Genomic DNA, 13,197 nt, shown 5'->3' on the forward strand with positions numbered 1-13,197 from the left:
CCGTCGTAGTGTGTGCCTGGAATGTGTGGCTTGGGTCTGTGGGTGATCCTCGCCGAGGCGGCTCATCCGTGATCGTGAGCGCTCCGGTGGGATCGCGGCGGGGTCCTTCGAATCGTCTGTGGTGTGACGGAGCGGATCGGCGATGTAAACCCCGTGAAAACATCGCCGATCCGCCCCGGGTCTCTGGCGGACTCATCCCCGCTGGTCAGCGGGGTGAGAACCCGGTGCGGCTCAGTTGAACTGAGCGGTTTCGGTGGAGCCGGCCAACGCGGTGGTCGACGACTCGGGGTTGAGCGCGGTCGACACCAGATCGAAGTAGCCGGTGCCCACCTCACGCTGGTGACGGGTCGCGGTGTATCCGCGCTCCTCGGCAGCGAACTCGCGCTCCTGCAGGTCGACGTAGGCGGTCATCTGCTCGCGGGCGTAGCCGTGGGCCAGATCGAACATCGAGTAGTTGAGAGCATGGAAGCCGGCCAGGGTGATGAACTGGAACTTGTAGCCCATGGCTCCGAGCTCGCGCTGGAACTTCGCGATGGTGGCATCGTCGAGGTGCTTGCGCCAGTTGAACGACGGCGAGCAGTTGTAGGACAGCATCTGGTCCGGGTACTCGGCGTGGATCGCATCGGCGAACTTCTTGGCTGCCTCGAGGTCAGGTGTGGAAGTCTCCATCCACAGCATGTCCGCATAGGGAGCGAAGGACAGTCCGCGGGCGATTCCCGCTTCGATGCCGTTGCGAACCTTGTAGAAGCCTTCGGCAGTGCGCTCACCGGTGACGAACTGCTGGTCGCGCTCGTCGATGTCCGAGGTCATCAGCGTGGCCGCCTCGGCGTCGGTGCGGGCGATGACGAGGCTGGGCACGTTCTCGACGTCGGCTGCAAGGCGGGCGGCGTTGAGGGTGCGGATGTGCTGCGAGGTCGGAACGAGGACCTTGCCGCCGAGGTGGCCGCATTTCTTCTCGGAACCGAGCTGATCCTCGAAGTGCACACCGGCAGCGCCGGCGGCGATCATCGAACGCATGAGCTCGTAGACGTTGATCGAGCCGCCGAAGCCTGCTTCCGCGTCAGCGACGATCGGAGCGAACCAGTCATCGACCTGCTTGTTGCCTTCCGAGGTCTCGATCTGGTCGGCACGCATCAGAGCGTTGTTGATGCGACGGACGACCTGCGGCACCGAGTTGGCCGGGTAGATCGACTGGTCGGGGTAAGTCTGGCCGGCGGCGTTCGCGTCGGCGGCGACCTGCCAACCGGAGAGGTAGATGGCGTTGAGGCCGGCCTTGACCTGCTCGACTGCCTGGTTGCCGGTCAGTGCACCGAGTGCGTTGACGTAGTCACCGGAGTGGATGTCACCGGCGGTGATCTGGTTCCAGAGGCGCTCGGCTCCGTGACGGGCCAGCGTGTGCTCCTCGATCAGCGAACCGCGCAGTTTGACGACATCCTCGGGCTCGTAGTCGCGAGCGACTCCCGACCAACGGGCGTTGGTGGCCCAGTCGCGACGGATGGCTTCAGCATCGTGCAGGCTGTTCTGCGTGGTGTTCTCAGTCATTGTCCTTCTCTTTCTCGATCTCTCGGGGTTGTTGATGTATCCAGTCTGCGGGGGCCGCAAGGGCTCTCGCATTGAATTTCTGGATGAATAATCTCGATATTTCCGGTTTCAGAAATTCAGCGCTTCTGTCATACTGTTTTTCGAGTATGTGAACCAGCCCACAAAAACTGAGGGAGGCGCCTTGATCAGCGTTGGCGCGGAAGTTGAGAGCGAAGAACAGCAGACCGATCCGCTGAGCATCGGCAGAAGAATCCGCTTTTTTCGCAAGAAGTGTGGTTTGACCCTCAATGACCTGGGGCAGGAAGTGGGGCGTGCAGCCTCTCAGATCTCGACGATCGAAAACGGCAAGCGAGAAACTTCTGTCACGCTCTTGGCTGCGATTGCGAAGGCTCTGAAGACAGATGTCTCCGAGCTCATCGACCCTGCTCCGATCGACGAGCGGCAGGCTCTCGAGCTCGAAGCAGAACGCAATCAGGCCTCCCCCATGTATTCGTCTCTCGGCCTGCCGCAAGTGCGGATCAAGTCCCTGCCGGCCGATGCCCTAGAGGCGATCGTGGGGCTCCAGCGGCAGCTCGGTGAGGCCCTGGAACGGCGTGCAGCGACCCCGGAGGAGGCACGGCGAGCTAACCGGGAGCTGCGGGACCGGATGAAGGAGAAGAACAACTACTTCGCCGAACTGGAAGACACCGCTGCGGAGCTGCTCGACCTCGTCGGCTACGAATCCGGAACGGTCTCGCAGCGGCAGACGGCGCTCATCGCGGAGAAGCTCGGCTTCAGCCTCCACTACGTCTCTGACTTACCCGAATCGACTCGGTCCATCTCGGACACCGCGAATAAGCGGCTGTATCTGCCTAATGCCGATGCCGCCTTCGATCCGCGGTCGCACCTGCTCATGAGCCTGGCTCCGCACGTGCTCGGCTATGACTCCCCGAAGGACTTCCACGAGTTCCTCCAGCAGCGCGTCGAGGCCAACTATCTGGCTGCCGCGATCCTGCTGCCCGAGTCCTCGGCTGTGCCGATGCTCGAGGAGGAGAAGAAGAAGCGAGTGCTCTCCGTCGAGCATCTGCGCGATATGTTCGGCGTCGGCTACGAGATGGCCGCCCACCGGTTCACGAACCTCGCCACCGAGCACCTCGGACTGCCCGTGCACTTCATGAAGGTCCACAACTCCGGCACGATCCACAAGGCGTACTCGAACGACGGGCTGCCGTTCCCCACCGATCCGCTCGGCGCGATCGAGGGCCAGTTCGCATGCAAGCGCTTCACCTCGCGTACCGTCTTCCGCGTCGCCGACCGGTTCAGCCCGTACTACCAGTACACCGACACCCCGCAGGGATCATTCTGGTGCACCGCTCGCGTGCTGCCCGGCGGCGATTTCGCCATCAGCGTCGGCGTCCCGTTCTCCCACGTCCGCTGGTTCGAAGGTCGGGAATCGCAGATCCGATCGCAGTCCGGATGCCCGGATCCGTCCTGCTGCCGGCAGGCTCCTGATGACCTGGCAGAGAAATGGGAGGACCAGGCGCTGCCGTCGGCCCGCATGCACGCCTCGCTGCTGGCCGCGGTTCCACCCGGCGCGGTGCCCGGCGTCGACGACACCGAGGTCTACGAGTTCCTCGAACGCCATTCCGGCTGATCGTCGGCACCGATCGACGGTGCAGGATTCCCTCGCCGAGGCGGCTCCCCCACTTCGGGTGTTCGGCGGAGGGGTCTCAGCGGGCCGTGCGCTCGAAGGCCCGATCGACGATCGTTTCGGCGATCGCCAGCGCCGAGGTGGCCGCCCACTTCGGCACGGACCGGACCATGGTCAGTCTGCCGCGCCGGGTCATGGTGAGCTCGTCGATGAGCTCCCCGTCGGCGGTCATCGCCTGTGCTCGGACTCCGCGGGTCCCGGGGACCACTGTGGTCGGGTCGAGTTCGGGGACGAAGCGGCGGATTCCGTCGACGAAGGCGGTCCTGCTCACCAGTGGTCTGGCTCCGCGGGCAGCTGTCTTCGCGGTCTGGGCGGCGAACTTCCAGAATCCTTTGGAGCGGGCGGTCGAGCCGATGTCGGAGAGGTCGAATCCTTGCCGGTCGTAGGTTTCGCGGCCGAGTGCGACGAAGGTGTTCGGTCCGAGGGTGAGCCCGTCGTCGAGTCCGCGGATGATCGAGGTGTCGGCGAAGGGAGCCTGTGGGTCGGGAACGGATCCGATGATGCCGCGGACCACCTCGGTGTCGGTGGCCGGGATCCGGTAGTAGTCGCTGGTGAAGGGCACGATCCGCGGTTCGGCGTCCAGTCCGGCGGCGGTCGCGAGGCGATCGGCCTGGAGGCCGGCGCAGACGATGACGATGTCGAAGGTGCCGAGCACCTCGTCGGCGTTGGCGTCCCGGGCCGGGCCGCCTCGGGGTGAGCCGTCGCGGCGGGAGCCGCCTCGGTGCGGGTCGTCTCGACGCGACCAGGAGTCCGAGAGTTTCTGCGTCCACTCGCCGATCGTCGATTCGGCCTGTTTGAACCAGTCCTGCTGCCCGAAGCGATCGCGCAGCTCATCGCCGAGGCCGATGACGGGCTCGCGGCTCTCCTCCCCGTGATAAGTGCGCGGACGATCCCGGACCTGTTCGTCGCGGCCATCATCACCGTCATCCCCCGCCGCTGCCTCCTGCCCCGTCGGCGGGTCATCTTCCGGGACGGGGCGCCCGCGCAGGCGGACTTCGTTGCTCATGGCATCGAAGCCGGTGACCTCGGTGCCGAAGCGGAATGCCCCTCCGGCGGCACGCACATCGGAGGCGAGCGCCGTCGTGAGCGCCGAGAAGTCGGCGATGGCCGCATAGGGCGAGAAGAGCCCGAGCACACCCCTGACAGCGGGTTCGACGGCGCCGATCTCGTGGCGCTCGAGCAGTCTCGCGCCAGGGATCCCATTGTCTTCGGCGCGGGCGAAGATCTCTTCGAGGCGTTCGGCTTCGTCGGTGTTCTGGGCGATGAGCAGCTGCCCGCATTCTCGGTAGGGCACGCCCGTGTCGGCCATATAGGGAATGAGCAGCTGAAGGCCCCGCTTGGTGAGTTTCGCTTCCGCCGACCCAGGTTTCTGCTCGAGTCCGGAGTCGACGATGCCGGAGGTGTGACCGCTCTGGTGCGCGGCGACGGCATCGGCCTTGTCGAAGACGGTGACCTCGGCGTCGGGAAACCGCATGGTGGCCTCGCGGGCGGCGGCGACTCCGAGGATGCCGGCACCGACGACGGCCACTCGTGAAATACTCATACAGCAATCTTGGCACCGTTCGAGGTGAAGGAGAAGGATGACGACCGTCTTGGAGTGGCCGGGCAAGGCCGCCGCCTTCGCCCTCGGTCGTCGCCTCATCGCGGAATCCGATTCCGGGCCCCGCCCGGGTGGGAGCGAACGGGAACCTCGGTCCGGCCTCGACGAGGGCCTCCCTGGACGGGAGCCCCGCCTCGGTGAGGGTCGTCCGCATCTGCGAGACGTCGAGGGTGGCGATCATGTCCCCGATCCGCACGAGAATCTGCTCATCGTCGGGGACAACCTGCCTGCGCTGTCGGCGCTGCTGGCCACGCATCGTGGGCAGGTCAAGGTCGTCTACATCGACCCGCCGTACAACACGGGCAATGCGCACACGTACAAGGATCACGGCCACGATCACGCGAGCTGGCTGTCGTTCATGACGCCGCGGCTGATGCTGGCGCGCGAGCTCATGCGCGAGGACGGGGTGATCTTCCTCCACCTCGATGACAAGGAGAGCGCCTGGGCGCAGCTGCTCGGCCACGAGATCTTCGGTGAGGGCAATTCACTGGGCACGCTCATCCATCAGCGCGCCAAGGGCGGGGGCAATGCGAGATCGTTCGTGCGCGGGCACGACTATGTGCACGTGTGGGCCCGGGAGGCCGGCCGGGTGGGGCCGTTCCTCACGGAGAAGAAGTCGCCGGCGAAGCTCGAGGTCATCGACGGCAGGCGGATGCTCGTAGAGACCGATGTGCTGCGCGCCGGGTTCGGCCGGTATGCGCGCGGCTCGGAGCGGCGGCTGATGTATGAGGACATCGTCGCGGTCAAGGGCGAGAGGAAGCTCGCCGAGGTGGACGCGAAGCTGGCGACGGGCGAGTACATCCTGCGGCCCTGGGGAACCGAGGGCAAGCATGCGGTGGTGCGGGTGACGCCGGCGGAGAAGGCGAGTTCGAAGATGTACTCGATCATCAAGGCGCTCGGCGGGCAGAACGATCTTGAGCCGCTGGGCCTGGGCGGGGTGTTCAGCTATCCGAAGCCGGTCGAGCTGGTCAGGGCTCTCGTGGCCTCGCAGACGTTCTTCGACCCCGATGCCATCGTCCTCGACTTCTTCGCCGGGTCCGGGACCACCGCGCAGGCCGTGATGGCCGCGAACGAAAGGGATCAGGGGTCGCGGTCGTTCGTGCTCGTGCAGACCCCGGAGCCGCTCCTGTCGAAGAATGCCAAGGCCGTGGTGGTCGGCGGCGGAACGGACCGGGCCGGCAGCGCCGACATCGGCGGCGACGCCGAGTTCCCGTCGATCAGCGATCTCACCGCGGAGCGCATCCGCCGTGCCGCTGACATCCACTCCCCCGGACTGGCGTTCACCGAGCTCGAGGTCGTCGACGGCGACCAGTCCGCCGCCGCGTCGATCGGCTGAATCGTCCGGTCAGTGCGCGACCAGAGGCGCCAGTTCCGCTTCGAGGATCTCCTTCGCCGAGGCGGCGCTGCGCTCATCGAGCATGACTTCCTGAGCCAGCCCCTTGCCCAGGGCGATCATCCGCATCGCCCACATGCGGGCGGCAGCATTGTCATCGCCGGCCTCACCATCGCCCACCTCGCCGACGGTGCCGTCCATGCCGACGGCCGCCCTATAGAGGCGGATCCCGAGGTCGAGGGTCGCCCGATCGCTGGCACGGATGATACCGGCGATCTGCTCGTCCATCACGGCCCGGGCGACGTAGGTGTACCACACGGATGCGCCGATGCGCATCGTCTCACCTGCGGGAATGAACGCGAAGCAGAACCGACGGAGCGCACTCACCGCATCAGCGGAACCGGTGCGGGTCGACTCATCGGCATCCTCGGGCCCCGCCGCCTCGGCGCCGTCGACGATCTGTCGACAGCCCTCGAGGATGAGCTCACTGCGCGAGGGGAAGTAATGCTGCACGCGACCGACGGAGATTCCGGCCGCCTCGGCGACGGACCGGAACGACACCCCGTCGATCCCCTTGAGATAGATGACCTGCCATAGGGCGTGGACCATCTCGGTGCGGCGCTGGGCATGATCGACGATCTTCGGCATCCCCCCACTTTACAATACGATAAACTTGCATCATTATTGCAGTATGAATGTATCGTCATCGAGCGATGAAGGCATCTCGGTCCGCGGTCTGACGAAGAGCTACGGCGGACTCCGCGTCGTCGACGATCTCAGCTTCGATGTGGAGCCGGGCCAGGTCACGGGGTTCCTCGGCCCCAACGGCGCGGGCAAATCAACGACGCTGCAGATGATCCTCGGACTCACCTCGCCGGATTCCGGCACCGCAGCCATCCACGGCCGCCCCCTGCCCGAGCACGCCGAACCCGCACGAATCGCCGGAGCATTCCTCGGTGCTGAACACATGCTGCCGGGACTCACGGCACGAGGACACCTCGACTGGATCGCCACGGCGACGGGAACCGAACCCGCCAGGATCGACGAGATGCTCGAGCTCGTGGACCTCACTCGCGCACGCTCCCGCCGCATCTCCCAACTGTCCCTGGGCATGCGTCAGCGTCTCGGAATCGCCGCCGCCCTGCTCACCGACCCCGACGTGCTCATCCTCGACGAACCGCTCAACGGCCTCGACCCCGCCGGAATCACTTGGCTGCGAACCCTCCTCACAGACGTCGCGAGCACGGGCAGAACGGTGCTGCTCTCGAGCCACCTGCTGCGGGAGATGGAGCTCATCGCCCACCACGTCATCATCATCCGCGACGGCCTGCTCATCGCCGACCGCCCCCTCGACGCGCTGCGACGCGAATCCTCAACCCGGGTGCAGGTCCAAGGAACTGATCTCGCACCGCTGCTCGATCACCTGCGGGCCGAAGGCTGGACAGTCGACGCCGACGAGATGGGCGCTCACGCCGCGATCACCGGAATCGACCCCGGCGAGATCTTCAGGCTCTGTGTTCGGCTCGGAGTCGAACTCACGGGGCTCGCCGCCGAGGAACCCGACCTCGAAGACGCCTTCCTCGGACTCACCGACACCGGCGACGATCGGCACCGGCACACTCTCACACACCCGATTGAGACGGCGACGGCATGACCACGGCACCACCGACCACACCAGGCTCTCCGACTGCACCGTCCTCACCGATCACTGCCCGCCCCCGGTGGACGGGTGCCGAATGGGTGAAGTTCCGTGACCCGAAGCGGCCGCGCCAGCTGCTCGGCGTCGCGCTCGCACTGGGCACGGTCGCGGCCGTCCTGCTCGTACTCACCATCCCCGCCACCCGCGGTACACCGCTGTCGGTGACCAGCCCCGAGGATGTGCTCTCGGCCAGCGTCCTCGGCGTCGATGCCGCCGCGGCCGTCCTCGTCGTCCTCGCCGCCTGGTTCACCGGGGTCGAGTTCAGAACCGGCGCGATCACCGAGGCATTGCTGCGCGCTCGCAGGCGATCAGGCATCGTCACGGCGAAGACCGTCGTCATCGCCGCGGCCGCCGCCGTCACCGCAGTCATCACGGCCGTCATCGTCACGATCAGCGGCAGCCTCCTCGCAGGGACTGCCGCCGGGGCTGACTGGTCGGAGGTCCTCGCCGCGGCCGGCAGCTCGGACCATCTGCGGCTGGCCTTCGGCAGCACCCTCCTGCCCGTGATCTATTCGCTCCTCGCGGTCTTCGGTGCGGTCGCCTTCCGCTCGGTCACCGGCGGAGTGCTCACCCCGCTGACCCTGCTGGTCGGGTCCATGCTCGCCGGCTGGCTGCCGGACGGACTCGCGTCCGTGCTCCGACCGCTCCTGCCCCTGGGCGCCGTGCACAATATCAGCGGAGTCGCCGAGGCGGGAGGGACCGAGTACATCGGCGTCCTCCCGGCCATCGTCGTCCTCGTCGCCTGGACGGCCGGTGGCGCACTGCTGGCAACGTGGCGGCTGCGCCGGCAGGACTTCTGACGAGAATTCTGCGACCGGCCGTGAGACTCTCCGGGCGAAGACTCGGACTGCCCAGACACCACTCGGGTCGAAGCCGTAGGGTCGAAGTGACTCTACTGTCCAATCCGAAAAGGAGCCATCATGTCAGTCGTCGCCATCAACGCCCTCACCGTTGCCGAACCAGCTCGGGAAGAGCTCGAGAAGCGCTTCGCTCAGCGCAAGCATTCGGTCGACGGGGCTCCCGGCTTCGAAGGCTTCCAGCTGCTGCGACCGGTCGCCGGCGGAGACCAGTACTTCGTCTACACCCAGTGGGCGACCCGGGAGGACTTCGAGAATTGGCGGGCAAACCGCTCATCCGCCCACGAGTCCGGCGGAAAGCAGCCGGTCTCCGAACAGGCGAACCTCCTCGAGTTCGAGGTCGTCGACCTCGGCGACTGAAGCCCGCACCAGCGCCCCGACCTGACACCCCGACTACGGGGCCGCCGCGGTGAGGGACCTTTGGGACCTCAAGCGCCGCCTCGGCGAGGGAATGCCAATCGTCCGAGGACGTCGACCTATGCGTCGGCGTCCTTGTCCAATTCACTGAACGCTTCGACCTTCTTCGGACTGCCGGCCACGAGGATCTCATCGTCGGCATAGAGGGTGACGTCCCGATCGGCGATGTCCCAGCGGCTGCCGCCGCGACGTTTGAACGCGACGATCGTGACATCGTACGTCGTGCGCAGTCCCAAGGAGGCCAAGGGCACGTCGGCTGTGCGCACCGGCGGAGTGGTGCGGGCCAGGACGAAATCCTCGTCGATGGGCAGGAAGTCCGAGATATGCCCCCGGATGAGGTGGGCCAGCCTGCGACCCATATCGTTCTCGGGGCTGATGACGTTGCCGATGCCCAGCTGGTGGAGGATCTCGGCGTGGGTTTCGCTGATCGCCTTCGCCCAGATGTGCCGATTGCCGAGTTTGAGGATCCGCGAAGCCACGAGGATACTCGCCTCGAGGTCGCTGCCGATGGCGATGACGACGCGGGAGACCTCGTCGATGCCCAGCTGTCGCAGCACCACCTCATCGGTGGCATCGGCGCGGGAGGCATGAGCGAGGATGTCGGCGAATTCGGCCACGACCGAATCGTCGTGGTCGACGCCGATGACCTCGACCCCGTGTTCGGCGAGTTCACGCGCCAGGGATCCGCCGAAGCGGCCGAGCCCGATCACGGCCACCGCTCCGTCCTTCGCCAACGGCGAGGGGTCGCCGGTGAAGAACGACGCTGACCGCGCCATCCAGTTCTTCTTCTCGTTCATGGTCGTGTCCTTTCTGGGCCGCAGATCTCATTCCGCGTCCCGATATGACGTCGGGACCGCCTCGGCGAGGGTCTCAGCGGTCGATGTTTCGGCTCTCGATGGTGCGGAAATCAGCCGATCAGCGGACGCTCCTTCGGCAGTTCGTAGCGGATGGGGCGCTCGCGCAGGGCCAGGCCGGATGCCACGGTCACCGGTCCCAACCTGCCGAGCGCCATGGTGAGGATGAGGACGATCTGGCTGGGGGCGGACAGATCCGCGGTGATCCCGGTCGACAGGCCGACCGTTCCGAAGCCGGAGATGACTTCGAAGAGGACCCGGCTGAGGCCGAATCTCGGGTCGAAGAGCAGGATGACCATCGTCGCGAGCAGCACCCACCCCAGGGCCAGGACGATGACCGTCGTCGCCTGCCGGTGCACGTCTCGGGAGATGCGACGACCGAACAGGGTGACGGACCGGCCGCCGCTGACCTCCGTCCAGGTCGTCGCCGCGAGCACGGCCATCGTCGTGATCTTCACGCCGCCCGCCGTGCCCGCCGGTCCGCCGCCGATGAACATGAGGACGTCCATCCCGAACCACGTCGCGGTGTGCATCTGGCTGATGTCGATCGAGTTGAACCCGGCCGTGCGCGTGATCGTCGATTGGAACGCCGCCGCCTGGACCTTCCCCCACGCATCGAGGTCGCCCGTCGTCGCGGCGTTGTTCCACTCGATCACGGCGATGAAGACGGTGCCGCCGATAAGCAGAACCGGGGTGAGCACGACCATGATCCGCGTCGTCAGACCCCATTTCAGCGGGGTCCGGTACCGCCGGACGAGTTCGATGAGGACGGGATAGCCGAGCCCGCCGAGGATGACCGCCAGCCCGATCGGACCGCAGATGAGTGGGTCGGCCACATAGTCGACGAGGCTGTCCTGGCGCAGCCCGAAGCCGGCGTTGTTGAACGCGGAGATCGCGTGGAAGATCGCATCCCAGAGTGCCGCCGTGACGGGTTCGTCGTAGTGGAAGAAGAACCGGCAGAACAGCACCGAGGCGACCACGAGCTCCGCCCCGACGGTCAGTGCCGTGATGCGCAGCACGAGCGGTTTGACACCGCCGATCGCGTCGCTCTTCGTCTCTGAAGCCACGGATTGGCGGAGCCGCAGGCCGGCCTTACCCGCCAGCAGCAAGGCGAGCAGAGCGGTGAGCAGGAGCACGCCGAGACCGCCGACCTGGATGAGGCAGATGATGACGATCTGGCCGAAGAGAGTGTAGTCCTGACCGGTGTCGAGGACGACGAGCCCGGTGACGCTGAGCGCCGAGGTGGCGGTGAACAGGGCCTTGAGCAGCGAGATGCCGCCGTCAGCGACGGTGGCCGCCGGAGTCATGAGCAGAGTGGTACCGGTGACCAGTGCTGCCAGGTAGCCCGCGATGACGCGGACGATCGCTGAGCGATGTGAGCTGTGCACTCACGCAATGTAGCACCATCGGACCGGAATGAAACCATCCGCAGTCAACTCACCGGTAACGGTCAGAATCCTGCTACTCTGCCTTATCGGAACACCGCGGGACCACACGTGCCCGCAGCACGACCCGCATCTGATCGTCCATCCACAGAGAAGTGTCGAGGAAACCATGAGTCAACCGCAGACGGCAACAACAGATCGAGATCACGGCTTCGTCAAAGCCCTCGGCTCGATCGATGCGCTCTTCATCGGCTTCGGTGCCATGATCGGCTTCGGCTGGGTCGTCCTCACCGGTGAATGGCTGTCCGGCGCCGGCACCATGGGCGCCATCCTCGCATTCGTCGTCGGCGGCATCATCATGTGCTTCGTCGGCACCGTGTACTCCGAGCTCGTGGCCGCCATGCCGCATGCCGGAGGTGAGCACAACTACCTCATCCGTGCGATGGGGCCACAAGTCTCCCTCTTCGGCTCATGGGCGATCACCGGCGGCTACATCAGCGTCGTCATGTTCGAAGCTGTGGCCGTGCCGAAGACGGCCCTCTACCTGTTCCCTGACCTCGAATTCGTCAAACTGTGGACGATCGCCGACTTCGATGTGTACCTGACCTGGGCCCTCGTCGGCACGGTCACCGCGATCATCATCTCCTGGATCAACATCCGCGGTGTGAAGGTCGCCTCACTCGTGCAGACCTTCGTCGTCTCCTTCCTCATCATCGTCGCCCTCATGCTCTTGGCCGGCGGTCTCACCGGCGGCGACGCGGCCAATGCCGAGCCGCTGTTCACCGGGGGCGGGTCCGGTTTCATCGCCGTCGTCGCGGTCGTCCCGTTCCTCTTCGTCGGCTTCGACGTCATCCCGCAGTCGGCAGAGGAGATCAACCTGCCTCCGGCGAAGATCGGCAAACTCGTCGTCGCCTCGGTGTTCTTGGCAATCGCCTTCTACGTAATCATCATCTGGATGACCTCGCTGGCCATGCCTGCCTCGGAACTGGCCACCCACGACCTCGTCACCGCAGATGCGCTCACAGCCATGTTCAACTCCGCCATCTGGGGCAAACTCGTCATCGCCGGTGGTCTGGCCGGCATCATCACCTCGTGGAATGCCTTCCTCATGGGGTCGTCTCGCCTCATGTGGGCGATGGCCGTGGCCGGAATGATCCCGGCCTGGTTCGGCAAGCTGCACCCGCGCTACCGCACCCCCGTCAACTCGATCCTCTTCATCGGTGCGCTCTCGGCTCTGGCACCGTTCCTGGGCTCTGCGGCACTAGGCTGGATCGTCGATGCGGGTTCGCCGGCGATCGTCATCGCCTACTTCCTCGTCAGCGTCGCTTTCCTCGTCTTGCGCAAGCGCGAACCGGCGATGGACCGTCCGCTGCGCATCGGCGGCAAGGGCAACTCCGGTTTCGCCATCGGTGTCGTCTCGGCAGTGCTCACGCTCGTCCTCTTCGTCCTCTACCTGCCGATCACCCCGGTCTCTGCGCAGCTGGCGTGGCAGTCGTGGGCGATGTTCGGACTGTGGCTGGCCATCGGCATCGTGTTCATGTTCCGGCTGCCGCGCGGCGTCAAAGCCGGCCCGAACGCGGAGAACGAGCTCCTCGCGAAGGTGCGTGCCCTCCGCGGCAGGTGATTGCGGGATCCCCTGCTTCGCGCTGCTGGTCGCGCATCCCTCACCCTTGATCGCGCTCCGCACCGACGCCGGCACCCCGCAACCTCAGCGACACATCACCCCTTTGCACCGAGGTGGTGAGCCGCGAAGAGTGCGGGGTGCTGCACTGTCTGCAGGAAAAGCCGCTGAGGGGTGAGGGATGCCTCCAATCCCAACG

11 protein-coding genes are annotated in these 13,197 nt (G+C 65.9%); 6 read left to right on the forward strand and 5 right to left on the reverse strand.

Annotated elements, in window-relative coordinates:
• Positions 1–231 precede the first annotated feature (231 nt).
• Positions 232–1,542 (reverse strand): isocitrate lyase, encoded by a 1,311-nt coding sequence (gene aceA, locus BLU88_RS00710; protein WP_092009125.1) that lies wholly within the window; start codon positions 1,540–1,542, stop codon positions 232–234.
• Positions 1,543–1,726: 184 nt separating this feature from the next.
• Here aceA and BLU88_RS00715 point away from each other — a divergent pair, with 184 nt between their 5' ends.
• Complete coding sequence (locus BLU88_RS00715; protein WP_092016981.1) at positions 1,727–3,175, forward strand: helix-turn-helix domain-containing protein; 1,449 nt, start codon at positions 1,727–1,729, stop codon at positions 3,173–3,175.
• Between the two features lie 76 nt (positions 3,176–3,251).
• Here BLU88_RS00715 and BLU88_RS00720 read toward each other — a convergent pair whose 3' ends face one another.
• Positions 3,252–4,775, reverse strand: a complete 1,524-nt coding sequence (locus BLU88_RS00720; RefSeq protein WP_231939514.1) for an FAD-dependent oxidoreductase — start codon at positions 4,773–4,775, stop codon at positions 3,252–3,254.
• A 37-nt stretch (positions 4,776–4,812) separates the two neighbouring features.
• Here BLU88_RS00720 and BLU88_RS00725 point away from each other — a divergent pair, with 37 nt between their 5' ends.
• Positions 4,813–6,168, forward strand: coding sequence for a site-specific DNA-methyltransferase (locus BLU88_RS00725; protein WP_092009129.1), 1,356 nt, complete (start codon positions 4,813–4,815; stop codon positions 6,166–6,168).
• Positions 6,169–6,177: 9 nt separating this feature from the next.
• Here the strand turns inward: BLU88_RS00725 and BLU88_RS00730 are convergent, their stop codons facing one another.
• Entirely contained in the window at positions 6,178–6,813 is a 636-nt protein-coding gene (locus BLU88_RS00730) for a TetR/AcrR family transcriptional regulator (protein ID WP_092009131.1), read from the reverse strand.
• 43 nt (positions 6,814–6,856) lie between these two features.
• Between BLU88_RS00730 and BLU88_RS00735 the strand changes: the two genes are divergently transcribed.
• The 3 genes from BLU88_RS00735 (at position 6,857) to BLU88_RS00745 (ending at position 9,081) form a co-directional block, all read left to right on the forward strand.
• Positions 6,857–7,819 (forward strand): ABC transporter ATP-binding protein, encoded by a 963-nt coding sequence (locus BLU88_RS00735; RefSeq protein WP_092009133.1) that lies wholly within the window; start codon positions 6,857–6,859, stop codon positions 7,817–7,819.
• Positions 7,816–8,664, forward strand: a complete 849-nt coding sequence (locus tag BLU88_RS00740) for a hypothetical protein (protein ID WP_092009135.1) — start codon at positions 7,816–7,818, stop codon at positions 8,662–8,664. The genes BLU88_RS00735 and BLU88_RS00740 overlap by 4 nt, the downstream gene beginning before the upstream one ends.
• Before the next feature lie 120 nt (positions 8,665–8,784).
• Positions 8,785–9,081 carry an antibiotic biosynthesis monooxygenase family protein gene (locus tag BLU88_RS00745; RefSeq protein WP_092009137.1) on the forward strand — a complete coding sequence of 99 codons (297 nt, stop codon included), beginning with the start codon at positions 8,785–8,787 and terminating at the stop codon, positions 9,079–9,081.
• A 116-nt stretch (positions 9,082–9,197) separates the two neighbouring features.
• Here the strand turns inward: BLU88_RS00745 and BLU88_RS00750 are convergent, their stop codons facing one another.
• Positions 9,198–9,935 (reverse strand): potassium channel family protein, encoded by a 738-nt coding sequence (locus BLU88_RS00750; RefSeq protein WP_092009140.1) that lies wholly within the window; start codon positions 9,933–9,935, stop codon positions 9,198–9,200.
• A gap of 110 nt (positions 9,936–10,045) precedes the next feature.
• Positions 10,046–11,380 (reverse strand): TrkH family potassium uptake protein, encoded by a 1,335-nt coding sequence (locus BLU88_RS00755; protein ID WP_231939515.1) that lies wholly within the window; start codon positions 11,378–11,380, stop codon positions 10,046–10,048.
• Between the two features lie 166 nt (positions 11,381–11,546).
• Here BLU88_RS00755 and BLU88_RS00760 point away from each other — a divergent pair, with 166 nt between their 5' ends.
• Positions 11,547–13,001 carry an APC family permease gene (locus BLU88_RS00760; protein WP_092009142.1) on the forward strand — a complete coding sequence of 485 codons (1,455 nt, stop codon included), beginning with the start codon at positions 11,547–11,549 and terminating at the stop codon, positions 12,999–13,001.
• Positions 13,002–13,197 lie beyond the last annotated feature (196 nt).

Source organism: Brevibacterium siliguriense (assembly GCF_900105315.1).
GTDB classification, from domain to species: domain Bacteria; phylum Actinomycetota; class Actinomycetes; order Actinomycetales; family Brevibacteriaceae; genus Brevibacterium; species Brevibacterium siliguriense.